Annotated in this window: 25 protein-coding genes; 7 read left to right on the top strand and 18 right to left on the bottom strand. The window is 59.5% G+C overall.

Going from position 1 to position 26,735, the window contains the following annotated elements; genetic code table 11:
• The first annotated feature begins 20 nt into the window (after positions 1–20).
• On the top strand, positions 21–1,079 hold the full coding sequence (locus tag NXS98_RS01560; protein ID WP_283846704.1) for a glycoside hydrolase family 26 protein: 1,059 nt from the start codon (positions 21–23) through the stop codon (positions 1,077–1,079).
• Between the two features lie 36 nt (positions 1,080–1,115).
• On the opposite strand, the gene NXS98_RS17875 is transcribed toward NXS98_RS01560, so the two are convergent.
• From NXS98_RS17875 to NXS98_RS01550, 3 genes are read right to left on the bottom strand one after another with little or no spacing between them, the layout of a single operon-like run.
• Positions 1,116–2,558: a nucleoside recognition domain-containing protein gene (locus NXS98_RS17875; RefSeq protein ID WP_425499922.1), complete on the bottom strand. Its 1,443-nt coding sequence runs from the start codon at positions 2,556–2,558 to the stop codon at positions 1,116–1,118.
• Complete coding sequence (locus NXS98_RS17870) at positions 2,558–3,406, bottom strand: FeoB small GTPase domain-containing protein (RefSeq protein WP_425499921.1); 849 nt, start codon at positions 3,404–3,406, stop codon at positions 2,558–2,560. The genes NXS98_RS17875 and NXS98_RS17870 overlap by 1 nt, the downstream gene beginning before the upstream one ends.
• A complete protein-coding gene (locus tag NXS98_RS01550) occupies positions 3,403–4,431 on the bottom strand; it encodes a metal-dependent transcriptional regulator (RefSeq protein WP_283846703.1) in 1,029 nt (342 codons plus the stop codon). The genes NXS98_RS17870 and NXS98_RS01550 overlap by 4 nt, the downstream gene beginning before the upstream one ends.
• A 188-nt stretch (positions 4,432–4,619) precedes the next feature.
• Here NXS98_RS01550 and NXS98_RS01545 point away from each other — a divergent pair, with 188 nt between their 5' ends.
• The 4 genes from NXS98_RS01545 (at position 4,620) to NXS98_RS01530 (ending at position 6,950) form a co-directional block, all read left to right on the top strand.
• On the top strand, positions 4,620–5,195 hold the full coding sequence (locus tag NXS98_RS01545) for an RNA polymerase sigma factor (protein ID WP_283846702.1): 576 nt from the start codon (positions 4,620–4,622) through the stop codon (positions 5,193–5,195).
• 7 nt (positions 5,196–5,202) lie between these two features.
• A complete protein-coding gene (locus NXS98_RS01540) occupies positions 5,203–5,496 on the top strand; it encodes a hypothetical protein (RefSeq protein ID WP_283846701.1) in 294 nt (97 codons plus the stop codon).
• Complete coding sequence (locus NXS98_RS01535) at positions 5,493–5,927, top strand: hypothetical protein (protein WP_283846700.1); 435 nt, start codon at positions 5,493–5,495, stop codon at positions 5,925–5,927. The genes NXS98_RS01540 and NXS98_RS01535 overlap by 4 nt, the downstream gene beginning before the upstream one ends.
• A gap of 204 nt (positions 5,928–6,131) precedes the next feature.
• Positions 6,132–6,950 (top strand): cell division protein ZapB, encoded by an 819-nt coding sequence (locus tag NXS98_RS01530; protein ID WP_283846699.1) that lies wholly within the window; start codon positions 6,132–6,134, stop codon positions 6,948–6,950.
• Here NXS98_RS01530 and NXS98_RS01525 read toward each other — a convergent pair.
• From NXS98_RS01525 to NXS98_RS01505, 5 genes are all read right to left on the bottom strand, one after another.
• Positions 6,934–7,434 (bottom strand): metal-dependent transcriptional regulator, encoded by a 501-nt coding sequence (locus tag NXS98_RS01525; RefSeq protein WP_283846698.1) that lies wholly within the window; start codon positions 7,432–7,434, stop codon positions 6,934–6,936. The two genes, NXS98_RS01530 and NXS98_RS01525, sit on opposite strands and share 17 nt — an antisense overlap.
• Before the next feature lie 113 nt (positions 7,435–7,547).
• The gene (locus tag NXS98_RS01520) at positions 7,548–10,982 is read right to left on the bottom strand and encodes an immunoglobulin domain-containing protein (RefSeq protein ID WP_283846697.1); all 3,435 of its coding nucleotides are present in this window, start codon (positions 10,980–10,982) and stop codon (positions 7,548–7,550) included.
• Positions 10,983–11,592: 610 nt separating this feature from the next.
• Positions 11,593–12,804, bottom strand: coding sequence for an ABC transporter permease (locus tag NXS98_RS01515; RefSeq protein ID WP_283846696.1), 1,212 nt, complete (start codon positions 12,802–12,804; stop codon positions 11,593–11,595).
• A complete protein-coding gene (locus tag NXS98_RS01510) occupies positions 12,801–13,478 on the bottom strand; it encodes an ABC transporter ATP-binding protein (RefSeq protein ID WP_283846695.1) in 678 nt (225 codons plus the stop codon). Before NXS98_RS01510 ends, NXS98_RS01515 begins: the two co-directional genes overlap by 4 nt.
• 5 nt (positions 13,479–13,483) lie before the next feature.
• Complete coding sequence (locus NXS98_RS01505) at positions 13,484–14,176, bottom strand: phosphatidylglycerophosphatase A family protein (RefSeq protein ID WP_283846694.1); 693 nt, start codon at positions 14,174–14,176, stop codon at positions 13,484–13,486.
• A 77-nt stretch (positions 14,177–14,253) separates the two neighbouring features.
• Between NXS98_RS01505 and NXS98_RS01500 the strand changes: the two genes are divergently transcribed.
• A complete protein-coding gene (locus NXS98_RS01500; RefSeq protein WP_283846693.1) occupies positions 14,254–15,363 on the top strand; it encodes an SMP-30/gluconolactonase/LRE family protein in 1,110 nt (369 codons plus the stop codon).
• A gap of 70 nt (positions 15,364–15,433) precedes the next feature.
• The gene (locus NXS98_RS01495) at positions 15,434–15,979 is read left to right on the top strand and encodes a dihydrofolate reductase (RefSeq protein ID WP_283846692.1); all 546 of its coding nucleotides are present in this window, start codon (positions 15,434–15,436) and stop codon (positions 15,977–15,979) included.
• Between the two features lie 15 nt (positions 15,980–15,994).
• Here the strand turns inward: NXS98_RS01495 and NXS98_RS01490 are convergent, their stop codons facing one another.
• From NXS98_RS01490 to NXS98_RS01445, 10 genes are all read right to left on the bottom strand, one after another.
• Positions 15,995–16,696, bottom strand: coding sequence for a hypothetical protein (locus NXS98_RS01490; protein ID WP_283846691.1), 702 nt, complete (start codon positions 16,694–16,696; stop codon positions 15,995–15,997).
• Positions 16,697–16,822: 126 nt separating this feature from the next.
• On the bottom strand, positions 16,823–17,584 hold the full coding sequence (locus NXS98_RS01485) for a 3-keto-disaccharide hydrolase (protein ID WP_283846690.1): 762 nt from the start codon (positions 17,582–17,584) through the stop codon (positions 16,823–16,825).
• A gap of 56 nt (positions 17,585–17,640) precedes the next feature.
• Complete coding sequence (locus NXS98_RS01480; protein ID WP_283846689.1) at positions 17,641–18,777, bottom strand: Lrp/AsnC family transcriptional regulator; 1,137 nt, start codon at positions 18,775–18,777, stop codon at positions 17,641–17,643.
• Positions 18,778–19,128: 351 nt separating this feature from the next.
• Positions 19,129–20,610 carry an OmpH family outer membrane protein gene (locus NXS98_RS01475; protein ID WP_283846688.1) on the bottom strand — a complete coding sequence of 494 codons (1,482 nt, stop codon included), beginning with the start codon at positions 20,608–20,610 and terminating at the stop codon, positions 19,129–19,131.
• Entirely contained in the window at positions 20,585–21,007 is a 423-nt protein-coding gene (locus NXS98_RS01470) for an ExbD/TolR family protein (RefSeq protein WP_283846687.1), read from the bottom strand. Before NXS98_RS01470 ends, NXS98_RS01475 begins: the two co-directional genes overlap by 26 nt.
• Positions 20,985–21,449: an ExbD/TolR family protein gene (locus tag NXS98_RS01465; protein WP_283846686.1), complete on the bottom strand. Its 465-nt coding sequence runs from the start codon at positions 21,447–21,449 to the stop codon at positions 20,985–20,987. The genes NXS98_RS01470 and NXS98_RS01465 overlap by 23 nt, the downstream gene beginning before the upstream one ends.
• 12 nt (positions 21,450–21,461) lie before the next feature.
• Positions 21,462–22,853, bottom strand: a complete 1,392-nt coding sequence (locus NXS98_RS01460) for a MotA/TolQ/ExbB proton channel family protein (RefSeq protein ID WP_283846685.1) — start codon at positions 22,851–22,853, stop codon at positions 21,462–21,464.
• 216 nt (positions 22,854–23,069) lie between these two features.
• Positions 23,070–24,053, bottom strand: coding sequence for a sugar phosphate isomerase/epimerase family protein (locus NXS98_RS01455; protein WP_283846684.1), 984 nt, complete (start codon positions 24,051–24,053; stop codon positions 23,070–23,072).
• A 124-nt stretch (positions 24,054–24,177) separates the two neighbouring features.
• Positions 24,178–26,052: a tetratricopeptide repeat protein gene (locus tag NXS98_RS01450; RefSeq protein ID WP_283846683.1), complete on the bottom strand. Its 1,875-nt coding sequence runs from the start codon at positions 26,050–26,052 to the stop codon at positions 24,178–24,180.
• Between the two features lie 91 nt (positions 26,053–26,143).
• The gene (locus NXS98_RS01445; protein ID WP_283846682.1) at positions 26,144–26,707 is read right to left on the bottom strand and encodes a cupin domain-containing protein; all 564 of its coding nucleotides are present in this window, start codon (positions 26,705–26,707) and stop codon (positions 26,144–26,146) included.
• Between the last annotated feature and the right edge of the window lie 28 nt (positions 26,708–26,735).

Here is a 26,735-nt window from a genome sequence, read left to right as displayed (position 1 = left end):
CATGCGGCTATTAGAAGGCCATGCCCATCACCCAAATGCAGTTTCATCCCCAAAAAACCAGGCGCCGTTTCACCCCCGCCACCGGCCGTGTTCTGCCAGTATTCGCCTGTTTCATGCTGCTGGTAATGGTTCTTCCTTCCCAGGCCCAAAACCGCCAGCAAATCCTGCAATACTTCAAAGGGCTTGGCCATGGCTCCTATCTCTTTGGCCAGATGGGCACCTGGGTGCACGGTGAAAATCCCAATATGGAACACCCCTCCAACTGGCTCAAAAAAGTGCAGCAACACACCGGCATTCTGCCCGCTTTCGGATGTCTCACGTATGACCTGGATGACAATCCTTTTACCGATGCCCAATGGAATGAAGGCGTGAAACAAATGTGGGACCGCGGCCTCCTGGTGGGTGTTTATACGTTTTGGGCCAATCCCTGCGGCGGACGCTGGAATGAGCCGGTGCAAATTGCGCCCATTTTCGCAGCCGGCACCAACCCCGTTAAAACTCATTTTTACCGGCAAATGGACCGCATGGCGGCCAACTTGCTCTGGCTGAAAAAACAGGGCATCACCGTAATTTACACGCCCTTGGTGGAATCCGATGACCGCAATAAATGGCACGCCAAAGAAGGCCCAGCCAGGGCCATTCAATTATACCGCCTCATTCATGATTACCTGACCGCCAAAGGCGTGAACAACGTGCTCTGGGCTTACCACACCACCCAACGCAACGGCGCGCTTCAGGAATATTACCCCGGCGATGCCTACGTGGACATCCTGGGCAAATCCGCCTACGGCCGCGGCCTGGTCTTTGACGAATACGATTGGGCCGTCGAAAAAAAGAGAAAGGCCGGCAAAGTCATCTGGTGGGCCGAGTTGGGCATCCGCGGAAAAAACGAACCCCCCCGCGACTGCCTGGACGTGCTCAAACAATTGGAAACTAAATATCCGGAACTGGCCGGATTTAATTTCTGGAGCGATGAAGGATTCTACAATGTTGTCGGCAACCTCAACGGGCGGGAACTCATGCAAGACCCCCGCATAATCACCTTGAACTCGCCCAAAATGCTCAAGCGCCGCCCATAAATGGCCCATTACCAGCCATGGAGTGGTTGCCGTGCCCTACCCTGCCCACATCCGCCACAACGTGGCCACCAGGAAGGTGACCCCAAATCCCAAAGCCAGCGGCAGCAGCGTGGCCACGGCCGTCCACCGCACGCTGCCCGTTTCCTTGTAAATCGTGTAAATGGTGGTGCTGCACGGATTGTGCAGCAGGCTGAACAGCATCAAATTGATGCCGGTTAAAGCCGTCCATCCCCCCTTCACCAGCAACTCTTTCACCGCGTGCTCCGACCCCGGCTCAAACATCACCCCCGCCCCCTGCCCCGCGCTGACTTCGCCCGTTACCAGCACCGTCAGCATTAAAATCGTGGGGATGATGATTTCATTGGCCGGAATGGCGATGATATAGGCCACCAAAATCACACCATTCAAGCCCATGAGCAAGCCCACCGGGTCCAGCGCGTGTATCAGGTATTCCACCAGGCTCACCTCGCCGATTTTAAGGTTGGCACTAAGCCAAATCACCGCCCCGGCCGGCAACGCAAACACCACCGCCCGCCATAAAACAAAGGCCGTCCGGTCTATCAGCGAGGTGTAAAGCGTCCGTAAAATCCGCGGCGGCCGATACGGCGGCAGTTCCAGGCTGAAGGTGGAGACCTCCCCCCGCAATAACGACCGCGAAAGCGCCCACGAAACCACCAGGCTTAACCCAATGCCCAACACCGCCACCGTGCTTACCGCCAGGGCCGCCACCAAACCCCGCATGGCCGGCGGCGCCAGCGCCCCCACAAAAATCGTGGCCATTAAAATCTGCGTGGGCCAGCGCCCGTTGCAGAGCGAAAAATTATTTGTCAAAATTGCCAGCAGCCGCTCCCGGGGACTGTCTATGATGCGCGTCGCAATCACTCCCGCGGCATTACACCCAAACCCCATCATCATGCTCATGGCCTGTTTGCCATGCGCCCCCGCGCTTCGGAACAACCGGTCGAGATTAAAAGCCACCCGCGGCAGGTACCCAAAATCCTCCAACAACGTGAACAGCGGAAAAAAGATGGCCATGGGCGGCAGCATCACACTGATGACCCACGCGGTGGCCAAGTACATGCCATCCACCACCAATCCCGTCAACCACCAGGGCGCCCCCAGTCCCGTGAAGACCTGCCGCAGCCAGGGATGACCTGCATCCACCAACCAGGCGGAGAGCAATCCGCTCGGCACATTGGCTCCGCTGATGGTCAGCCAAAACACCCCCGTCAACATCAATAACATCAAAGGGAAACCCCACCGCCGACTGGTGACAATACGGTCTATTTTTTGCTCCAATGTCGCCTTGGCCGCCGCGTCTGCCCTCCGTTGGACCGCCCGGCCCGCCACCCAGGCCGCATGTTGATACAGAGTTTCCACTATGAGCTCGTGCGGGTCTCCCCCCACCCGGGCACGATGGTCCTGCGCGGCGCGCAACAGCGCCGCCACTTCGGGACCATGGATGCTGCTGGTGTTCATCAAGCTTTCACCGGCTCTGGACGCGTCAATCCCACCTCGCCTCCGTTGGCCGCCGCTTCCGCCAGTTGGGCAATTTCCCCGCTCTGCACCGCCTGTAAAATGCGGTCATCCCCTGCCAGCAACCGCATGGCCACCCACCGATGGTTGGGTAAACGGGGATAAAGCCGCCTCAACCGCCCCACCAAATCCTGCAACGCCTCTCGCAAGGCCGGCGGCTCCTGCGCCACCCGTTGGGGCCGGCAAAGTATCTGGCCCGTCGCCACCCCATGAATCGTTTCCAGCAGTTCTGGCAACCCTTCTCCCTGCCGCGCCGCCGCTGGCACCACCGGGATGCCCAAGTCGCGTGCCAGTTGCCGCGCATCCACCTCCAAACCATAGCGCCGGGCTTCATCCATCAAGTTCAGGCACAACACCACCCGTGGTGTGATTTCCAGCACCTGAAGAGTTAAATTCAAATTGCGCTCCAACCGCGTGGCATCGGCCACCACCACCGTCACCTCGGGCTGGCCGAAAAGGAGAAAATTACGCGCAATTTCTTCATCCACGCTGGTGGAAAGCAAACTATAGGTGCCCGGTAAATCCACCAGCTTGAAGCGTTTGCCGCCATACTCAAATCCCCCTTCCGCCCGGGCCACCGTCTTGCCCGGCCAGTTGCCCGTGTGCTGCCGCAGGCCAGTCAAGGCGTTAAACACCGTGCTTTTGCCGGTGTTGGGATTGCCGGCCAGGGCCACCACGTAATCCCATCGGTCCACCCGCAACCCCAATTTTTTCAGCCGCGCGGCACGGTACACCGTGCAATCCGCGCAGGGGCCGGGAGACGCAGAAGCTGTGGGCACCGGGGTTTTCATGCCGCCAAAGCAACGGGTTCGGCGATGCGGATGTACCGTGCCTGGTCCTGCCGCAACGCCACGGTGGTGCCGCGCACTTCATATGCCACCGGATCCCCCAGGGGACTTTTCATGGCCACCCTGACCTCCGTGCCCGGCACAAATCCCAAATCCAGCAGCCGCCGCCGCTCCGGCCCCCGGCAGGCAGGCGAAAGGCCCAACACCACTGCCTTTTGTCCCAGGTCCAGGGATGAAAGAAACCGCTCGGCCTGCGGCGGCCGTACCACCTCCGCAGCCACCTCCACCCCCACGTTCTGCGCCTGCAACGGCGCCAGAACATGCTGCACACCCTGGGCACAGATTTTCACCTGATGCGGCAGACGTTCGGTGATTGAAACATTGACCCCCGGCCCCAGCCCCATCGCCGCAAGCTGGTCGTACACCTTCACCGGCTCATCCTCCAAATGGGTGATTACCAGGGGTGTGTTAAGGGGCGCGGTATTGAGGGACTGGCTGACATCGGCCGGCAATGGCTCGCCAGACTCGGGAATAACGTCACCGTGCGGGTCCAACCGCGGATGCCCCAAGCGCGCCGCCAAGGCTTCGGTTTCTTCCGGGGTCAACAAATGCTCCTGCTGCTCCGCCTGCGCATGCCATTCGCGCTCCCCCACCCCGGTTTGGTCCGCCAGGTAACTCTCCCACAACCGATGCGCCCGCACCACGTGTGCAGCCAGCTCGCGCCCCGGGGGGGTGAGTTGAAAATGCCCGTCCTCCAACCGCGTCAACCCGCGCGCCTCCAAATCCTCCATCAAATCCGCCGCTGCGTCGGTTTTCAATTGCACTGCCCCCGCCAGGCTCTCCAGGCTCACCGGACGCCCGTTGGCCTCCTGATGCAGCAAATGTTTCAGGGCATCCTCCCGCTGGCAGCGCCGGGCAAACAAACGAGCCGCCTTCCAGCGCGCCAGCAACCCAGCCCGCGGCCAGACCACCAGCATTGCTGCCGCGAGCAGGCCGATTCCCAGGCAACCCGCAATGTAAATCCACATAAATAAACCTCGGTTAAACCGCGCCGAGCAAAACTTAGACATATCTAAGTTTTACTGCCAGTTAACTTAGCCGTCCCCTGTCTGCCTGTCAAATTTCTCATCCCGCTTGATTTTTTGCGCCTCAGCCGTAACCATGCTGCCGCCTACCGTGTCACTTAATTCGGACATGAGCCAGTCGCCGCGCCGCTATGGACCACACGCAAGGGTTTGATGTCGCGGCCTGTCTGGCAGGCGTCCGCAGGCGTGATGAACAGGCAGCGCGCCAACTGGTTGAGTTTTTGCATCCGCTGGTCATGAAAATTGTCCGGGCGCACCTGTCCCCACGGTTGCAGGAAGAAGACCTGGCCCAGGAAATCTTTGCCAAGGTCTTCAACCGCCTGCATCAATACCGCGGGCAAATGCCGTTGGAACACTGGGTGGCTCGCGTGGCGGTGAACACCTGCCGCAATGCCCTGCGCGCCCTGCGCGTCCGCCCTGAAGTGCGGTGGGCGGATCTCAGCGAAGACGAAGCCCAAGCCCTGACCACCGCCCTGCACACCGACGAGCCGCCCGTGGCGCATGCGGTGGCCGCACGGGACCTGGTGGAAAAACTGTTGGAAACTTTGGCGCCGGAAGACCGCTTGATTCTGGTCTGGTTGGACATGGAAGAGCGGAGCGTCGCGGAAATCAGCCAACTCACCGGCTGGTCAGAAGCTATGATTAAAGTGCGCGCCTTCCGGGCGCGCCGCAAACTACGGAAGCAACTGGCGAGATTGATGCAATAAAGTCACCATGAAGTCCCCCGATAAACTTTGGCGGCAATTAACCCAGGCTGCCCGGCAAGCCCCCAACCCCGCACTGGAACCTCCCTGGGGGCGGGTGGACCGCATCATCCATCGTTGGCAGGCAGAACAAGCCGAGGAAGCTGCCACCGTCGAAATCATGGCCTGGATGGGCCGGCGGGTCCTTCTGAGTGCCGTCCTGGTCATGACGGCGGCCTTGGTGCTGAGCTACCTGCCTTGGGACGACACTTGGACCGCCTTGTCCGGCTCCGCCCCCTGGCTGGAAGTGGTTGCCGACCTATGAAACTGCCCAATCCATTCAAATACTGGAAAATCCTGCTGCTCATGGCAGGCCTCTTTCTGGCCGGGCTGGTCTGTGGCGGCGTCCTGACCGCCTCCGCCGTCGGCAAAGCCGTAGTCCGCGGGCTGAGCATGGAAGGCTGGAATCGCCGCACCACCCGTGACTTGCAGCATCATCTCAAACTTACGCCGGAGCAGACCGAAAAAGTCAGAGCCATAGCCGACCGCTACCAGCCCGAAGTCATGGCCCTGCGCAATGATACCTTCAAACGCTTCGGCGCCTTGCACCGCCGCTTTAATGCCGAGGTGGAAGCGCTACTCACCCCCGACCAGGCTCTCGTGCTTTCCAATCTCAACGCCCGCCGCACGGAAAAATTCCAAAAAACTTTTAATTTATCCCCTGCCACCAACACCGCCTCCACCACCCCCAAATAATCCCCTGGCGGTGTTTGATGCTCATCATCTCAAACCATGGAGCATACCCTCCCGGCATGGGCCGTAAGGCGCCCGCGAAAGCGCCGCGAAGTTGTTAAGTTCTCCTGTTTGCGTTACCTTTTGCGCGTGTTGAAGTTGCACCGCCAGTGTCGTTGCATCCCGTCCCGGGCGATTGCCCTCCCACTTCTTGCTTGGGTGGCAATAATGACCTGGAAGGTCAACTTGGTGGCCCCCCTCATCTCCGCACCATTTTCGACGGCGGAACCTGCCGCCACCAACACCGAGTTTATTGTGCGCATCATTCCCTTGCGCAATTCCTCGGGGCAGCCTGTGGAGTTGCGCAATCATCCCGGCGCCACCAACGTCAGCCTGCGCCAACTGGTGCTTTTTCTCCGCACCAACCCGGTGAACTACGCCACCTTTCAACCCGGCAAATTCGTTTGCACGGAATTCGCCCAAGCCCTCCACAATGCCGCCGAGGCCGCCGGTCTGCGCGCCGGGGTGGTGATGGTGGATTTTACCCGTGGCGAAGGCCATGTTTTGAATGCGTTTGAAACCACCGACAAAGGCGTGGTCTATGTGGATTGCACGGGTGGCCTTCCGGGCGCCGTTCCCCGCCAGGAATTCGATACCTTTGGCTACCTGCAAACCGGGAAGCCCTACGGACGCCTGCCGTTGGACATTGGCTTCCCGGACCCCAACCACTATTCGCGCTACGAGCAGGTGGACCGGATTTGGACCAAAATGGAAATAGACCAGGCCCAATTGGAAGAACGCCGCAAACGCGCCGCCGACGAGGCCCGGGCCGTCCGCGAGGCTGCCCAGAAACTCGGCCCGCCACCCTGGCCGCCAGAGCGCCGAAACGAAGTTGAAAACTTGGAAAAACGCAGGGCAAACTTGCAAAAAGAAGAACTGGCGCTACGGCAGGAATGGGAAGAGTTGCGCCAGCGGCAAAAGCAGTGGCGCTTCCGGGTGTACCACAGCAATACCAATCCCGTCGTGCGCTTCAAGACGTGGTGGTAGCTGGCGGCACCGCCGGTTGAGTCATGTTGGCCTGCAATTCCGCCAACAAGGCGGGACGCGCCCGAATAAAATCGGTCAACCTCCCCAGCCGCTCCAAGGTGTCCGCGCTCAGGCAGTGCTCCCAACCCTCGATATCGTCCTCCTGAGTTTGCTGGTCCACCCCCAACAGAGATAAAAAACACTGCAGCGTGGCATGACGACGGCGGATTTTCGCGGCTAAATCCTGCCCGGACTCCGTCAATTGCAGGCGCCGGTATTTCTCGTACACCACATAACCCTCGCGTGCCAGCCGCTGCGCCATGGCCGTCACAGAAGGCTGGCTGATGTCCAGTGCGGCCGCCAAATCCACTGCACGGGCAAAACCTTTGGCCTCAATCAGTTCTGCCATCCGCTCCAGATAATCCTCTGCGCTGATGCTGGGATTCGCCTGGCTATTTTTGCTGCGCCGGCGTCCTCTCGTCTTTTGCCGCATGGTCTTGCTCATGGCGCCACCTGTAGTCCCATGGTGCCGCAAAGCATCAACCCTTGCCAATGCCAAAAACGAGCGAGGCTGGAGCCCTCGCCCCAGCCTCGCGTGTTTCAAGTTTCAAGTGGAGGTTAATCCACCGCAATCCGATAGAACCGTCTCGGGCCGGCCGGATTGATATCCGTCAAGGTACGCACCGAGCCATCGCCACTCACCGTGGCACCCGGCACGTTTTGCCAGCCGTTGCGATCCTCCACATTGAGGTTCCATTGCAGGCGATACGTAAAGCCCGCCTGCGTCGGCACCTGTAACGAGAAGTTGTTGCCCGGACCGCGATACACCAAACTGCCGCGCGGGATGTTCGGCGGCGTGGCTTGACCGCCAATAACCGTGAGGGTGGCTACCTGGCTGGTCACCGCCCCCACGCTGTTGGTCACCACCACGCTGTAGTTGCCGGCCTGCTCCGTCTGCACGTTGAGCAGCGTCAGCGTGGCATTGGTCTCGCCCACCAGCCGGTTCACCCCGTTGAAGTACCATTGATACCGCAACGGCAGGGTGCCTTCGGCCTGTGCCGTAAAGGTGACGTTGCTGCCCACCGCGGCGCTGACGCTCGTCGGTTGCACCAGGAAGGTGGGCGGCCGCAGCACCGTCAAAGTGGCCACGGTGCTGGTCACGACCCCGGCCGAGTTCTGCAACACCAGCGTGTAGGTGCCCTCATTGGCGCCCGTCACGTTGTTCAACGTCAGGGCAATCAGATTCGGGATGTTGGTGATCGCCGTGCCCGAAGCCACCACGTTGGTGCGAATCGGCGTGTTGGTGTTGAAATACCACACCGCCGTCAATGGCAGCGTGCCGTCGCCCACCGGACGGAAAGTCACCGTGGCGCCCAGGTTGGTGGTGATGTTGGCCGGCTGTTGCACCAGCGACGGCCGCACCGCCTGGTTCAACGGCGGAACGGTGGCAATCACCTGAATGGCAAACGCATGGTCTTGCGTCGTCCCACCCATGTCATTCGCACTCTGATGCACCGAAACCGCCAGCGTGTTCTGCCCGTTGCGCAGGTTCACCGGATACAGCGGAGCGCGCTGCGACGGCGTGCCCGCCGCGTGATTCTGCGCCAGCGTCGTCGCCCGGACCTGCTCCGTGCCATTGGTCATGTAGTAACGGCCACCAGGGTTGTTGGCGTTGTCCTGATCACTGCGCAGTTCGGTGCCGTTCAGGTACATGACGCAGCCATCATCCGCCCAGATTTCAAACTGCAGCCGCACGCCCGCCGGGTCCACTGGCAGGTTGAACGTGGTACGGTAATAGTAGGAGGTGATGGTGTTGCTCACCGGGATGTACACCGACGGGGCACCCCACCCGTTGGGGATGGTATTTTGATATGATTCATCCACAAACGGCGTGTAGGCCTGGTCCCACGCCGAGTCGTTAAAGGTCGGCGCAATCCACGCCGTGCCCAAATCCTGCCCCGAGGCATTATACCGCCAAGCCTGGGTCTGCGATTTAACCAAATAATGACGCTGGAACATGAACAGGTTGGTCCGCGTCATCACGTTCTGGGCGGCCGCACGGTCGCGAATGTTCCCAATGTACAGACTGTAGTTAACCAGGCTGGTTTCCTGTTTCGGAGCGCAAATCAACGTCAGGTTTGTCCCCGAGGCGTCAATTGTCGCCTGGAAGATTTGCAAGGTGACGTTCGTGGCATCGCCCTGCCGCACGATGAAGTAATTGGCAAGGTTCACCGCGTCGTTGGTGTTCACCGGCTCGGTGAAGGCGATTTGCACCACGCAGGCGTCACCCCAGTTCTGGTCGAAACCATTGGTTTGCATCAAGGCCCCATACACCGCCGGCGGAATGTTATCCACCCGCACCGTCACGTTCACCGTCGCACTGGTCACCGCCGAGATGCCGTTGGTGATGACCACGTAATAATTGCCCGAATCATTGGTCACCGCCGAAGCCACTGAGTACGTGGCCGAATTGGCTCCCGCCACCGGCACGCCATTGCGGTACCATTGGAAGCGAGGCAGAGAGCCGGAATAACCCACCGTCAGGGTTAAGGTCTGGCCGTCAAAAATGTTGGTGCCCTGTGGCTGCTGTGTGATGGCCAGCGGCGCCGGAATCACCTGGTTCAAACGAATACCCAAAACCACGTCGGAGCTGGTCAGGCTGTTTTGGTGCACCTCCACTGCCAGGGTGTTTTCCCCAAAACGCAATGGCGTGGCATCCAAAACCACCGTCTTGACCGTGCCCTCCGGGCTGGCGGCCGCACTCACCAGGCTGGTGAACACCACCGGGTCCGTCCACGTGCCCGGGCTGGTCCAACGGCCCACCTCCACCCCGTTGAGGAAGAAAATCGCACCATCATCAATCCACCCTTCCACCATCAGTCCCAGACCCGAAATGGTGTTGGTATTGGTGAAAGTTGTGCGGAAGTAATAAGTGGGTATACTGCGGCCGGTGAGCGAGCCAAAGTCTGTGCGCACGGACTCCCCGGCTGCGGCAAAAGCCGCCAAGGTTGCGGCCGAATCTTCAAAACCAAGGATGCCTTGGCCGGAAGGCCAATCTGCGTCGTTGTACCCCACATTGCGCCAGGCAGTGCCCAAATCCGTGCCGTTGGTGTTGTATTTCCAGACATGGTTCATCTGGAAAATGGGCATGTTGTATTCCGCCGGAATCGTTTCCGTCTGCGTGAAAATCGTGTTGGGCGTTTGCGCCAAATCCTGGACATTGCGCACCGTCAAATAGTATTCCACCGCGTATTGCCGCGGAGCGGCCAGGGTCAGTTCCACCGTGTTGGTGTTCAACAAGGTCACTGATTGCACGGCGATGCTGCCGCCACCACTAGGCAGAAATACCGTGTAGTTGCCCGCGTTGGTTGCCGTGGAAGCGCGCACCGCCTCGCTGAACACCACGCGCACCTTCGCCGCCCCAACCCCACTGACCGTCGCCACAGCCGGTTTGATTTCATCCGGCGCCACGTTCAACACCGCCACCCGGCTGGTCACCACACTCGGAACCGGGTTGCTGGCCACGCAATAATATTGTCCAGCATCGGCCGGTGTAACCGAGTTTATGGTAAAATTGGCATTGTTGGCCCCGGGTATCGGCTGCCCGTTTTTGTACCATTGGAAAGACGGCGACTGCCCCGAAACGACAAACTGGAACGTGGCCCGGTCGTATTCCTGCAAACCCAGGCTTTGCGGCAAATTCGGATTCACAATCTGCAAAGGACCGCTCGCGCCCACTGCATTAAAGCTCACACTATCAATAGTATAGGCCGGGTCTGTGCCAGGGTTGGCGTTATCATCCACCCACAGGATGTACAAGTTGGCCCCCGGACTCCAGCCAGTAGTGGCAATGCTGGCACTGAGGTTGCCATCCGGCTGACTCGACAAGCCCGGTATTACCTGCCAACTCCCAGGCTCTCCGGTCAAACTGAAGTACACCCGATGGGCAGGAACCTGCTCCGTCACATCGGTAGCATAGCTGGTTTGGGTGTAGCTGATGGTGAGCTGACCGATGGGACTGCCCGAGTTGTTTTGTAAGGTGGCCAGCAGCATATTATACTCCACACCCGTCACCCGGCTCTGAATGGCTTGCAATGCGGTATTATATCGGAACCATTGATGGGTGGAAGGCGGGTTCACAGTGCCACTGGTCGGCAGGTTGCTAACAATCAAAGAAGCGCTTTGCGTTTGAACATGGGTGTCCAGTTGGTCAGTGTTGGAAATATTGGCCCCGGCAGTTCCCCCACCCGTTGCCCCCTGTGCACCCGTTGTCCATCCATCCGCTGCAGTGGGTGCAGCATCGAAATTATATGGGCCGTTATTGCCTAACTGGATTGAAATCGCTGCTTGTCCCACGGTCATGCTGGCGACTAGTGCGCACAGCAGACCTGCCTTTTTCCATATCCCAAACACTGCGTTGTTTTTCATAGATTTGCGTTTTTCCGGGCTGCTGGCGCGGCCCCTGCCAAAGACCCGCCAGCCCGCCCATCTTGGGTTAAATCCGATGCGTCAGCCTACTGTATCAAGGACGGTATTCAATAAAAAAATGATCGTTTTGCTAAATTGACATCACTAATAAACCACATTCAACAACCTTAATCAAGCACCGCCTATCTGTCCGTCAAACCCCAGCCGCCAGACATGCCCCTCACGCAACCCGTCTTCAAGAAATTGGCGCCAGATGCCGTGACACTTCCGTGCGATAGGCCCTGAGCGCCGGCGCCAATCCCGCCAGCCCTCCCAAGACAACCATCCCCAGCGGCATCCACAGCATGGCCGGATGCCAGGACCACACCTCCAACACCACCCCGGTCGAGGCCCGCACCAGCGCCGCCACTCCCGCCATGCAACAGACATAAACCGGAAAAGCCCCCAATACTCCCAACCCGGAAATGCACAGCGCCTCCGCCCACGTGGCGGCAAATACCGTCCGCCGGTGAGCTCCCAAGGCCCGTAAAATGGCCAGGTCCCGCCGCCGGGCGTGCATGGCGTTGTACAAACTCGCCATGATGGCCGCCGCAGCCACCACGGCCACCAACCCCGCCACCGCCGCCAACACCCGGTCCAGCCAGGCCAGCTTGTCAAACAATTCCGCCACCACCCGCCCAATGGGCCACGCCCACGTCAGCCGTGCGCCCTGCCGGTTGTAATATTGGTCCAGTTGAAAGCCCGCCAGCGGACTGCCCCCTTTGAGCTTGACCAGCACGGCGCTCAAGTCCGTCGCCGCCGCCGGGTCATGCCCGCTCATGTGCTGCACGCCAGCCAGCGGAATCCATATCACGCGGTCCGCCGGAGTATTGGAGGGCTTCAACACGCCCACCACCAGATAATCCTCCTCGTGCTGATGCTCCGCATCAAACGCCAGACCGTGATAGGGATGAAACTTATCCCCCACACGCAGGCCCAACCGCCGTGCTGCAAAACTTCCCACCACTGCCTCCCGCCGCAGAGGATCAAACCAGCGCCCGCCCGGCTCCAACGCAAACTTCTGCCCCGGGACAGGCTCGGCGCGCTGGAAATAGTCCAGCGTCGTCCCGGCAATGCGGTAGCCATGATAATTGTCCCCCAAGGCCAGCGGCACCGCCAGCTCCACCGCCGGATGGTCCCGAATCTCCTGAAAATCCTCCCACTTCAAATTGCCGGGCGAGGCTTCCAGATGAAACACCGCGTTGAGCACCAGTTGCAGCTTGGCGCCGCGCACGCCCAGAACCGCGTCGAACCCCGTGGTGGCCCCCGCAAAAGCCCGCCGCGCCTGGTCGCGAGTCCCCCACACTGTCAGCAGCAAGCCGCCAGCCAGGGCCACCGAGAACGCCGTAATCACGCTCGATGCCGCGTGCTGTTGCAAACTGCGGCGGATTAATAAGGGTAGAATCACGGCCTCACCTCCTCCGGTGGTTTCGGCACGGGCATCTCGAAGCCACGCGGCAAAGCCCGCAGCACTTCGGCATCGTGACTGACCAACAACAACGCGGCCGACTCCTCCTGACACAGCTCCCGGATGAGTCCCAACGCGGCTTGCGCATGCGCGGCATCCAGACTGGCGGTCGGCTCATCCGCCAATACCAGCGCGGGCCGCTGCGCCAGCGCCCGCGCCACCGCCACCCGTTGCTGCTGGCCCGTGCTAAGCTGCGCGGGCAAATAATCGCCCTGCTCACCCAGCCCCACCCGCTCCAACAACCGGCGGGCGCGCCCCCAATCCACGCCTCGCCCAAACGCCATGCCCAGCGCCACATTCTCCAGCGCCGTGAAACCTTGAAGTAGATTGAAGGACTGAAAAATCAAACCCATCTGCTGCGCCCGCACCCGGTCCAATTGCGGCTCCCGGAGCAGGACCAAATCGCGGCCATTTAGCAGAATACGTCCGGCATCCGGGCGCAGGATGCCGGCGATTAAATGCAGAAGAGTGGTTTTGCCCGAACCACTGGGACCAAACACCCCCACCTGCTCGCCAGCCTCCAGCTTAAAGGCAGGCACGTCCACCACCCGCCGCAAACCACCGGCGGGCGTGGGGAAACTTTTGCGCAAACCTTGCAATTCCAGCAAAGCCACAGGCGCTAAAATGACTCAACCTGCAGCAAATGCCAACCCGCCCTTGATCCCAGCGTGTGGCGCTGAAACAAACGCAATACCACCCACGCCACCGCGGCGGTGTAAATCGCCGCCAGCACGTCGTCCGCCGTAATGCCCCATCCCCCGGGCAGAGCCTGGCTCTGCTTGACCGGCCAAGGTTTGAGGATGTCAAACAGACGAAAAAGCACAAAAACCGTCAGCCCAATGAGGGGGCCGTTTTTTTCGCACAAACTTCCCGGGCCCGGCAGCGCGCCGTTGCGCCACCAAGCCGCCGCCACAAAGGGCAGGAAACTAATGGGCAAAGCAATAATCTCATCCAACACCACCGAGCCGGGGTCTTTCTCCCCCAGCATGGCCTCCGCCCGTCCACATAAATAAACTGATGCAGCGCAAGAGCAAAAAATGCCCGCCAGATACAACCAAAAGCTGCCCCCGGCCAGCAGCGCCATGCACCAAACCACACCCAGGGCTGCCCCCCACGTACCCGGCGCGAACGGCAATCGCCCCACACCCAGCCCTTGCGCCAGCCACAAGCTTGTCTTTTCCCACAAACCTGCCATGCCGTCACCATGCCCCCGCCGCCCCCGATTCTCAAACAAAATCCCATCCCGCACACCTTTCCGGCTGCGGTTACCCAGCCGACCACCCTCCGGCCCGGCACGGTCCGGTTTTCCCACAGGTTATAGCCGTCCTCCCAACCTTCGGACTTGACCGCCGCTGCCCCACCCCGCCACACTCCTGAGCGCATTGCATCATGTATAACCATTACCGCAAAGCCATCGGATGTCTCGCCGCCCTGATGCTGGCCCTCGGGCAATCAGGCGCCGCCACCAATGCCCCCGCCAAATCGAGCGCTGCCAAAACCAAACCGGCAGTAAAAAAAGAGGCCGTCAAAACGGCCAAACCCGTCAAGCCCGCCAAGCCCACACCGCCGCCGGTGGCCGACCATGTGGAGCGTCTGGACCCCGCCATCAACGCCCTGCTCCCCACCAATACTTTCCTCGAGCCGCTGGCCTCCGGCTTCATCTGGAGTGAAGGGCCTGTTTGGATGGGCAAGTACCTGCTTTTTTCTGATGTGCCCACCAATCGCATCTACAAATGGGAAGAAGGCCTCGGCATTTCCGTGTTTCTGGAGCCGAGCGGCTACACCGGCACCGACCCCCGCGGCGGAGAAATGGGGTCCAATGGCCTGACGCGCGACCGTCAGGGACGTCTCGTCATTTGCCAGCACGGCGACCGCCGCGTTTCCCGGCTGGAAAAAGACGGCTCGTTCACTCCGCTGGCCCAATATTACCAATGGCGGCGCTTTAACAGTCCGAATGACGCCGTCTTTGATTCCAAAGGCAATTTGTATTTCACCGACCCCCCTTACGGCTTGCCCGCCCAAATGGCGGACCCGCGCAAAGAAATTCCCTTCCAGGGCATCTACCGCGTCTCGCCCCAGGGCGAGGTCACCTTGCTCTCCGACAAATTAAGCCGCCCCAACGGCATCGCCTTGTCACCGGATGAAAAAACCCTCTACGTGGCCAATTCTGACCGCTCCAACCCCGCCATCTTCGCTTTTCCCATCAATAAAGACGGCACCTTGGGCAATCGCCGCATCTTTTTCGATGCCTCCGAACTGGCCAGCAAGGGCCGGCCCGGCCTGCCCGACGGACTGAAGGTGGACATCAAAGGCAACGTTTTTGCCACTGGTCCGGGTGGAGTTCTGGTCCTGTCCCCCCAAGGCAAGCATTTAGGCACCATCAAGACTGACCGGCCCACCGCCAATTGCGCCTGGGGCAATGACGGCAGCGTGCTCTACATCACTGCCAATCACGATTTGCTGCGCGTCAAAACCAAAACCCGCGGCAAGCTGCCCTGACGCCCAGCCAAAAAGGTTGTGAATAAGTTTTCCTCGGCCCGGCCTGGGCCTGCCCCTAAACTCGCCGGCGGTGAGCGCATTGATGCCCACTGAAAACCGTCCACGGCTCACGGCCATTGCGGCCATGGCCGCCAATCGCGTCATCGGCCGCGAGGGACACCTGCCCTGGCATCTGCCCGAGGACTTTCAATGGTTCAAGTCCGTCACCATGGGCCATGTGCTCGTGATGGGCCGCAAGACGTTTGAGTCCATCGGCCGTCCCTTGCCGGGACGAGATACCGTGGTCATCAGCCGCAGCGGATTTGCCCATCCGGGTGTCACCGTGATTCAAGATTTGGCAGAGCTGGCCCGGATGCCCGGTAACCGCCGGTTTTTTATCTGCGGCGGCGCGCAAATTTACACGCTGGCCCTGCCTTTCTGTGAGGATTTATACCTCACCCAAGTGCTCCGGAACGTGGAGGGCGATGCCTTCTTTCCCCCCTTTGAAGACCGGTTTGAACTGGCGGCAGTGGTCAAAGAAACCCCGGATTTTCGCATCCTTCATTTCCGCAACCTCCACCCCCAAAAACTGGCGGCGGCACCTGCCGATGCCGCCGCTGCCTGTCAAAGTCTCTAATCGCAATAACGCGATTTAATTGGCCGGCAAGGCCCACACCTCAATTTCGGTGTATTCATTGAGGGCGCTGTCCGTGCTGCCGCGGCTGTAAAAGCGGAGATAACGGCCCACGATGCCCTTGGCATCAATCAACTTGCCCTCGAAACCCTCAAAGTATTCGCGATCCGTCCCAATTCCCAACCCGGAACTGTTATCGTGGTCATTGTTGAATATGGTCCGCACATTCTCGATGAAATCCGGATCATCTGCCACCTGCACCACCACATCCCGGTAGATTTTGGGGGCGTCATGCGCATGCCAGATTAGAATGGCGTACATGGCGTAATTCTTTTCCAAATCAATCTGCACATACTGGCTCCCCTTGCGCATGATGAGCACCGAGCTTTCGGTGGCCTCCTTGTTGCCGTCGGTCACCAGCTCCGGCGCCCCGGTCATGGGCGCCTTGTCGCTGCAAATGACCTTTTTGTTCAACGCCACATTGGTGACCCCCTTGGGCGCCAGGAATGGCGGGCGTGGTTTGCCCGTCGGTTTTTCCGCCGTGGTGTCGGGTGGCATCTCCGCCGGCGTGCCTTTGAAAGCCGGGGTGGGCAGTTTTAATGGCAACGGCGCCAGCTCCGCCTTGCCGGCGTCCGCCGCCTGCAACCACCACAAACCCGCCGCCAGAATCATCGCTGCGCCCGTCCCGCGCCACCAAACAGTGTTTTTCGTCAATTTCATGGCCTGTCTTTGTACTTGTTCACCCGCCGGGGTCAATCTTGTTTCACCACCCCGGCCGCAATGCATGCCCGTTCATTGGACGCACGCGCGCCCGCCCCATTCAAGTCTTCTTGCGGGATATACGCCTCAAGGCGGAGGCAAAGCCGGCGTCTCCACCGGGGACGGCGAATTGGTAGCGCCTACCCCTTCCGCGGCTTCCTTCTCCGGTTCGGGCAGGACCCGAATACGGGGATTCCGAAACCACATCTCCACACCGGGATGCTCCAGTCCAATATAACCTTCCCGCACCTCCTTGAAATCCGGCAGATTTTTTACCCGCCCGCGGCGCAGGGCGCTTTCGAATGCCTCGCTGTCCAATTCAAACTCCAGCACCTTCTCCCCGTTCAACCAATGCTCCACCTTTTTGCCCCAGACCCGCACGCGGGCTTCATTCCACTGCCCAACCGGCCGCGGCTGCGCATTGGTGGCCGGCAACAAGGCGTACAACGAGCCACTCCGATACAGGGGATTGTTTTTGGCGTCCGCATGGCGTTCATCATCGGCCAGCACCATCTTCAGCCCCCCCAAGGCCGCCCGGGGCGCACCCTCCTGCACCAAATAAACAATCCCCGAGGCCGCTCCCGGCGGCAGCCGGTATTCCACGGAAAATTCAAAATGAGCGTATCGCTGACGCAACATTAAATCGGTTTGTTCCCCCCCCGGCACCGATGCAATCACGCCGGCCTTGGCAGTCCAAATATTGACCGGAAACTGCATCATCTTGTAGCCCCGGAAAAAAACTGGAAACTTGCCGTCAAACAGGGACTGCCACGGGGGCGCCTCGGCGGCTTCCAAGCCGGCCACCAACACAACACCCCACAACCAACGCGAGGCTCGGGCAATGTTCATGCCCTTAACATCACCCCGCCAGCCTTCTCTGACAAGTCCGAATCCCCCGGGTCCCCTTACGCCTCGCGCATCTGCTGCGGGTCGAGGCCCTGCTGGCGGCACCAATCCTGATAGGCCATGGGGGAGATTTCTGAAGGCTTGATTTCGCTGCGCCCGCCCCAAAACACATTGGTATAGAGCACCGGAATACCCGCTTCCTCCAAATGGCGGTCAATGGCGGCCTTATGGGCCAGCACCATTTCCTTCTCCGCGCCGTGCGCCACGCCCATGATGTTGACATTGCGAAATTCCGGTCCTGCGTCCCGCCAATAGGCATGAGTCATGACGTGATGGCGGCCCACTTCCTTGCCCGCGTCAATTTCCCGCCCCGGCGGCACTGCCCAGTGAAACAAGGCATTGAAGCGCGCCACTCGTTCGCCGTTTTCCGCCGGTTTGGTATGTTCCAAAAAAGTGGAAAAACGTCCAATTACACGGCGGCGATTCAATTCCGTGGCTACTTCATAAAAGGTTTCCAACGACACACCGGCTTCTTTCGCCCGCGGCCCCCACAAGGGATTCAGCTCCAGCTCCTCCGGGGTGAACTCCCGTTTAAGGGCTACCAACACGCGCCACTCCAAATCAGACAGCGTGGTTACTGCCACATCAGCCGGTTCGGCGGGCTGGGAAGCACGATCCCCCGGCTGCAAACCACGGCGCCGCAGGTGCCCCACCCCCAAAGCAAACACTTTGCGAGCCGGCAATAGGACATAACGCAACGCGCCCGTTCGGGATTTCAGATAATCGCAGTGTTTGACGAGGGAATAACCTTGGGGGACCTTCAGTGTCGTCCAAAGACGGTACTGACTGCCCGCCGTGCCCGGATCAGTGCTCCGAATAACAACATGACCGGTAAAGGGGTCGTTCGCAAACATCCAATCAAATGTTGTCTCCAACAAGTCGGGGGGAGTTTCCCAGGCCACCAAGGCGCCTTGTGCCAGATTGGTGGCCAGCAAAGTTTGGCGAATACGCCGTATCACGCCGGCACGCAGCATCGCCTGCAAGCGTTCCAACACCGTGGCGCGATCCACTCCGGACATGCGGGAGATTTCGCCCAGCGGGTCCAGTTGAAAACCCTGCACCCGATCCTCGCTAACGACCAAAATCTTCTCGTTGATCGGATCGTGTATTGTAACCGGCACAGCTACATCATTCATAAGCTTCAAAAGTAATACGTACCTCGGCGAAACCAAAATGAAAATGACCTGCATCAAGGGCAGCTTCAGTCGCGCAGGGGGGAACGCTGCGGCAGGAGCGCCAAGTGGAAAAGGTATCCGCCGGGCAATAAGCGGAATCAAAAAATGGGACGGCCCGCCCGCCAAGATAGGCTTCCGGGCGGTCCCCTGAGGTCATCCGGTCTCCAGTCTCAGCGGCGATTGGAAACACACCGTCCCTTCTTTTGACTGATGCGCCAAGTCCGGACATCACTTTTCCAGGATTACGGCTCGTGGACTGGACTCCTTCAATCCAGTATGGCCGGCAGCATGTGAGCCCTCTCCGGAAACACCTCAAGGGCTTTTGCTCGTTTTGGAAAGAGTTGCCGCATCTTTCGGACAGATGAGGAAACTGAAACCGGTGGCTGCACCGCCGGTGTTTTCCAGCCGTACCAGAATCCGATTCCACCCCTGCTGGAATTGAAAGGTCACCAAATGTTCATCAATGTGATACCAGCTTGGTTTTACGTCCTTCCAAATCTCCTGGCCGTTGATCCAGATTTTGCCGGCATCATCCGTGCCCAAGGCCACCAACATAATCGCCGGCTCGTCAAAATAGAGTTCCGTATAGGCATAGTAAACTCCCCCATCAACGGTCACGGGGACGGTATTATGCATGGATTCGCTCTGCATGAACTTCCAGCGCAATGTGCCATCCAGCATGACCACATTGCCCTTGACCTTGAGGGGGTCCGACTCGGTTTCCTCGATGCCCCGGCCTATCAGACCATCGGTATAAGTGGCGTCGAGGTCCACCGCCAGTTCGGGCGGGTGGGGGATGGAGAAATCGGTCCGCCCGAAACCATCCCACGGACCGATCATATACCAAGTATTGATGTATAACCAGCCGCGCCGCTCGGAGCTCCGCGAAAACCGGCGGCCAGGCAGGGCTTGCGCTTTCACCATCTCGGGGTCCAGCTTGGCCTCATAGGGAGCATACTCCATCGGCGGACCACGGGTCCCGCCGGTGGCTCCGCTGAAACCAGGCGGGGGGGGACGTCCTCGCCGGCTGGAGCTAAAAAGACTGTCAAGCCGGGATTCCGCCAAGCCTGATTCCAGCGAAGCCAGCCCCAGCACCCCCCGGTAATTCTTTAAATCCTCCACATTGGCAATCACCAAGCCGGCGCTGGCAGGGCTGTCGGGCGACCGTCTCCAGTCCGTGCCCCCGGTCTGCCTGCTGATCAATGCTTCGAAAGGCGGCATGAGTGTCGAGGGCGGTTGCATGCTCAGGAGGACTTCCGGAAAAGATTGGCCACGCTGCAGCGCCCACTCTGCTGCCTTGACATGAATGTAATCGTTCTGGATCTGAGATTCGTACTGGGCCAGCCGCTGGTACAGTGCCTCCACAGAGGGGTCAGCCCCCAATGGGGGGTAGTTGGTGAATGAACCTTCGCGTGCCATGGAGGTGTCATTGGCATTGGTGGGCGAGTGGGAAAGAAGTGGACGCGCCTCGATTTTGTTCAGCAACTGAAGTTTGCGCTGGCTCATGTCCACGCTCATTTGTTCAAACTTTTGCAACCGCTGTTGCAATTCCTGTTTGGTCAGTATTTCAGCCTGTTTGACGAGGTCCAACACAAACTGTTCGGGGAGTGGTTTGGGAGGGCGCGAAGCCGGAGGCTGCTGGAGACGGCGTTTGGTTTCGGTGGGAGGCAGCTTCTTCACCGGCTGAGCCGGCATCAGAGCAAGCCACAAGGTGCCACCTCCCAACACGAGCAACGCGACGATCCAGGAGATGAGCACCGTTCGCCGGTCAGCGGCGGTTGTAGTTCTCGTCATAAGTCCGAATGCCGATATTGCCCAGATTGTAGAACTGACAGGCGTCCATAACTTCGACAAAGCGCCCAAAAGGAGCGTCTTGGTCCATATCAATGCGCACACGGCGGCCGGGGTCGGCAATGCAAAGGCTTCGCAGTTGTTCGAGAAGAAAATTACTGGTACACGGGGCGCCGTTCCAATAGAATTTGCCGTCGCGGTCAATGCCCACCACCACCTGCTTGTCGCTGGGGCGCATTTTTTCCGCTGCCTGGGAGGCGGGCAGATTGACGGGGATGTCTTTGCTCTTGACCTTGGTCATGCTGGAAACCAAAAAGAAGATCAACAGCAGAAAGACGCAGTCAATCAAGGGCGCCATCGAGACTTCCGGCTCTTCCTCATTCTGAAGTTTGATCTGCACTGGGCTTTCCTCCAAGACGGACCCGTGTTTGCTTGAACCCCTGCAACTGGCACATGTCGAACACGTCTATCACCGTCTGCACAGACACCCCCCGCTCCGCGGCGATTTCCAGCGGAACGTCAGCCCCGCGACGGGCGCGCAAGGCCGCCAGATAGGCTGGCAGGTTATTAATGGGCAGATACGTCGTCTGCCCCGAATAGGCATCATGGGAAACCACGGCGAAAAGTTTTTTATCCGTGCCCATCGCGATGATCTCGGTCTCCGGCATGGACTTGGTAGAGGAGAGACTGGCGGTGGCCGACGGCAGTTTCACCGGGATTTGCCGTTCCCATTTCCGCAACATGGTGGTGACCAGAAAGAAAATCAACAGCAAAAAGACACAGTCAATCAGCGGCGACATTAGGACGCCCGGCTCGTTTTCGTCATCCAAGTGAATGCGCATGGCGCTCGCCTTTTATTGCGTGTCTTTCGCTCCGCCGGGTTTGTTCCCGCCGAGGAAAATCTCCGTGGTGGCATTTTCGATTTCCACTTCGATGATGGAGGCCAGATTAATGATGCGGTTTTTGAGAATGGAATAAATGGCAATGGACGGCGCGGCAATGATCAAACCGGCGGCAGTAGTGATCAAGGCCAGCGAAATGGAATTCGACAGCATCGAAGCGCCGCCTTCATCACCATACAGGGCAACCATGCCGAAGGCCTGAATCATGCCGATGACGGTGCCCAACAACCCCAACAAGGGAGCCAGCGAAGCGATCACGGACAGGGGGTAAATCCGGGACAAGTGCCCGCGAATATCCCGTGCCGCTATATCGCCCGCCGACTGGCTGGCCACCTCCAAACCGGCCCCCCGATGCAATAAAACAAAACGCAGCGCCTCGGCCAAGGTTGAGGGATGCTGGTCGCAATCCCGCAACGCCGCTTCGTAATCGCGGCTGGCCAGATGCGCCCGCACCGCCTCCCGCAGCGCGCGGGGGGCCAGCCGGTCTTCGCGTACTGTCAGCAATCGCTGCACGGCTATCACCACCGCCAGCAATCCCAACAGGTACAGCGGGTACATCCACGCACCGCCCCGCTTGATTTGCTCGCCCCAGTCAATGTCCACATTTGCCCCCACCCCTTTTGAGGTTTCCTCCTCCGCCATGGCGGCTTGGTGCTCGCCAGCATCCTGGGGCAGCGGCTCGGGCATCACAACTTGGGAGGGAATGATAGGGGGCGCATTTTTGAAATCACTTTCCTTCTGCGCGAGGTAGAGGTTATCAAAACCTGCATCCCTTCCGCCCATCGCGATAAAGGAAACGCCGGTGATGGTGAACTCACCAAAATCCTTCCATAAATCCCGCGTCGCGCGGAACCAGCTTGAGCCGGCATCCATTGCAATTCTCAAAGCCTTGCCATTGGTGAGGTCCCCTTGGCCGGCGAAATAAATGAAATTCGTGCTGCCGCCCGCCGTTCCGTCCGGTTGGACATGGAACTGCAACCCCACCTGACCTTCGCCCCATTTTATCCAAGCAAAGGACAGGTAGCGATACTCTCCCGGCCCGGGGTTTTCGCGAATGGGTATCGAAAGCCCCTCCATGGTTATCGGACTGTCGCTGCGGCGCAGGTAGAGATAGTTTGTGCTGACCCTTGAACCCGCAATTCCGCCCCGCCGAATGCCACTGCCTTGATATTCCAACCGCCAGCGCGCTCCTGGCGGCAAATGCTCGTTGAACAATTCAAACAGGCCGTTGGTTCCACCGGTTGAAGATTGAGGGGTTTGTGCCACGGCGGCCACCGTGAGCACCAGCAGAAACAAGAGCATGGCTCCCCCGCTTTGGAGCACCTTGTACCTTTTATAGTTCATTCTCCTCATTGAGAGTTATCCGTATTACTAACTACCGCGTTGGCGGAGAATGCTTATATGACATCCCCCTCCGCCGTCAACATTATTCTTTGCAACGTTATTGTTACGGAGCGTCAAAGGAGAGGTTATCGTCAACAAGGGAAGTATGCCGACGCCACCGGCTGTCTGCCCCCAAGCACAATCTCCCTTCGGCAGATTGTGCCCAAGTCTGCCCGGTTAATCCAGCAGGTCGAGCGCTTTTTTCATCGCGGCGGCCACGGTGGCACAAGCGGCGTCATTGTCCAAATCATTGAGCGCCTGATTAAAAGGCTCAGCCCGTACCGGCCCGTCGTAACCGATTTGCCGCAGCGCGTTGAGGAATCCCTTTACAGGAATGACGCCTGTGGCCAAGGGCAATTCCCGCCGTCCATCCTGTTGCTGATCAATGGCCACACCGGCAGGGGCATCATTTAAATCCACAGATACCACCCCAGCATTCTTGAGGGCCAGCACGTCCTCCACCGTCTCTCCGGCCTGCCACCAATGCCAACTATCCAAAATCACCCCCACATTGGGCTGGCCGATGTCGCGAATTAAGGCCTGAGTATCTTTTAAGTTGTAAATGAAGGTTTTACGGTTACTTGCACGGGCGCTGCGCGTGCCCACATATTCCAAACCCAAACGCAAGCCATGCTCCCCCAAAAGGCGCGCGCCTTCCCGCAAACGCTTCACGTGACGCTCCCAATTCTCCTGCCGGCTCAAGCTGGCATGTGTGGGCGAGAGCCACGTGCCCATGCGCTCCACGCCCGCCCGCTGCAATGCGGCCGCGGTTTTGGGCAATTCCTTCAAACTGGCCTGATAAGCCGCGTCATCCCCCCGGAATTGCAGGGGAAAACCGGCAGCCGCCCACGTCAGTTGGTGTTTGGCCATGTCGTCGCGCAGCGCCTTCAGGGCGTCGTCCGCCAGTCCGGCGAGGTATCCGGCATAAGGCTCCACGGCTTCAAAGCCATGTTTGGCCGCCAATTGAATGGCCTCGACCTGATTGGCGCGCACGCCGATGCTCCCCGGAGTGAGGGCAATGCGCATCTTGCGGCGGCTCCCCCCTGCTGGCGACGCCTGCCCCGCAAGCCAAGCCGCCCCCAGGCTCAGGGCACAGCTTGCTCTTAACCATTGCCGGCGCGAAAGGCCGGGCGTCACGGGCACGGATGGATGGGTTTTCACGAGGCAGAATATCCCAGCCAAGGTTGGATTTGGCAAGTCTACCCCTCCAAATACCGCATAAGAAAGGTGCCGGCAGTTTGCCTGCCCGGCGAAGCCGGGTCATCCACCAGTCAAGGCGAAGGGATCAAGGGTTCTGGGCGGCCCGCAAGCGCAATGCCTCGGCGCGCAATTCCGCCGCCAAGCTTTCATGCTGCCGGCTGAGGTCCTTTTGGCCCAAGCCCGCATAGACCTTGGCCAGGCTGGCATGAAACACGGAGTTGCTTTGGAATAGGGGTTTGGCGGCCTCGAAATCTTCCAAGGCCTCCTGCCATCGCTGCATTTTCAGCAAAATCTGGCCGCGCGTTTCCCGGAAAATGAGCTGGCGCGGATGCCGCTCGATGACGGTGTTCATGATGTTCAACCCCCGCGAGGGGTCCGGAGGGTCAGTGATGGCCAGAAGATAAGCAAAATTGTTGGCCACCACCGGGTTGTCGGGCTGCCCCAGGTAAGCGACTTCCAGATGATTGCGGGCGCCCTGCTCCTGGCCGCGGCTGTACAAATCCATGCCCAGGTAATAGTAAAGGGCGGGGCGATTGGCTGCCACCGCGCCCAATTCGCGTCCCAAGGATAGCGCCGCCTCGGCGGTGGGGCCCTGGCTGTTGGCCATGGCCGCCAGTTGGCGCAGCAAAAACTCATTCTGCGGATCATGATTCAAACCCGTCCGCATCCATTCCAGGCGCTGCCAGTGATTGGTGGGGTCCAAGGCCCAACTGCGCTTGATTAAATCGCTATAAATGCTGGCCGCCATGCGGTGGTAGATTTTGAGGCCCGTGCTGGCGATGCCTTCGTTCAGAATGGTGAGGGCGTTGGTCAGGTTGCCCTGCATCATTTCGGCCTCGGCCCATTGCCGGCGGGCCATCCAGGTCTTGGGATCCTTGGGCCGTCCGGTGGTGGTTTTCAGCTTGAAAAATTCGGCGGCGGCGGAGGCCCAGCGATCGCGGGCGAGGGTGTTGCCGTAACCCATTTCAATGGCCGCCAGCACCAGTCCCGCATCATTGCGCTTGGGGAAGGCGCGTTTCAAATACCAGCGGGCCTCCTCCCAATCGCCCAGACGGTAGTAATAGCGCCCCAGGAGCACGGCGGCCTCGGCCTGATCCGGTTTGTTGGCAAACAAACCCAGCAAGTAACGCTCGGCGTGATGGAGCATGTTGGACGAGGCGGCGGGGTTGCCAATAATATTCTCCGCCACCTCAATTTGCATCTCGGCCACCTGGGCGTTGTCTTTGGCCGTGCGGCTGGCCAGCGCCAGGGCATCATCCGCATATCCCATCGCCGCCAGATTGCGCGCCAGCCGCAGCAAATGGGCCGATTGATTCGTGCTGTCAAGCTGCAGCAGGCGTTCACTGGCCACGCGCGCGCGCGGCAAATTGCCCATCTGGTAGGCGTCATCAGACCACTTGGTGTAGCGTGCCTCGATGCGTGCCGGTGTGAACCACACCATCAACCCCAGAAGGCCCAGCCAGCCCAGAATCGTGAGGACCGCCGGCACCGCCTTGAGTTTGAGCAGGAGACGGTGTTTGTCCACCGCGCTTTCCAATTTGGCGCGCGTGCGGCCGTAGCCATAGGCCACCACCCCGGGCACCATGCCTTCCGTGCGGAAGCCAAAAAACGCGCGGGTAACGGTGCTCACCAGCCGCCAAAGGGCGGCGATCCACACCAAAGGATTGTACCACTTCCGCTTGGGACGCGGCTTGCCGCTGCCATAACCATAACCGTAGCCGTAGCCATAGCCATAACCATAGCCATAACCGCCGCTGCCCTCGCCAAAAATGAGGCCGCGCAGGGAAAAGTTCTCGAGCGCCTCAAACACCCGCAGCAATCCCTGCCAGACAAACCGCGGCACAAACAACAGCGCCGCCAGCAGCCGGTCCCAGAAGCGGTAAATAGCCCGCAAATAAGGCGCCCACGGGCCGCGCCCGCGCCACGCCTCGCGCCAGTTATTGAGCAAGCGATCCATCATTTTCGGGTGGGTATGGATTTGGCGGTGCTGGGCATCAATTGATCATAAACCTGCTGCATGAGCAGCTTGCGGACTTGCAAAAACAACTGCATCACCTCCGCCTTTTCCTCCTCCGGCAACGGCGCACGGTGATGTAAGCTTCCTGGCTTTTGGGCAGCGCCACCCCTGCCGGGATGTCACCGCCGGTCTCGCCAAAGCAATAAACACTGCCGTGCCGCACATGCCAGCTTTCCATCTTGGGTTTGGCCTTGGCGGTCTCCACATGCGCGTGCTCCACAATCATCTGGCCGGGCAGCAGGTAAATCTCATGCGCAAAATAATTGTGCTCCGGGGAATTAATCCAGAACACCCCGCCCATGCCCACGTTCACGAAGTCGCCAAGGCCAAAATCGGTGACCCAAAAATCCGTTGCCCATTTTTTGGCATGCTCAATATGCATGTCATAGCCATGCCGCTTCATCATGTCGAAATAGGCGGCTTTGGCCTTTTCCGGCAAAAACTTGCCGCTTTTATCGTAGAAGTCTGCGTTGGTGTATTTGGGGAGTTTCACGGTTTTCATTTTCGTAGAGGGTTGTGCTGCGGTAACCAAGCCGCCGCCCAGCGCTGCTGCGCCGGCCGCCGCGGCCATCATCTTGAGGTGAGTTCGCCGATTCATGTTCAGGTTGGGGTGGTAGGTTCAAGGG

The organism is Fontisphaera persica, from assembly GCF_024832785.1.
Lineage (GTDB): Bacteria > Verrucomicrobiota > Verrucomicrobiia > Limisphaerales > Fontisphaeraceae > Fontisphaera > Fontisphaera persica.
The sequence above is the reverse complement of the archived record's forward strand: the minus strand, read 5'-3'. Positions and strand labels throughout refer to the sequence as shown.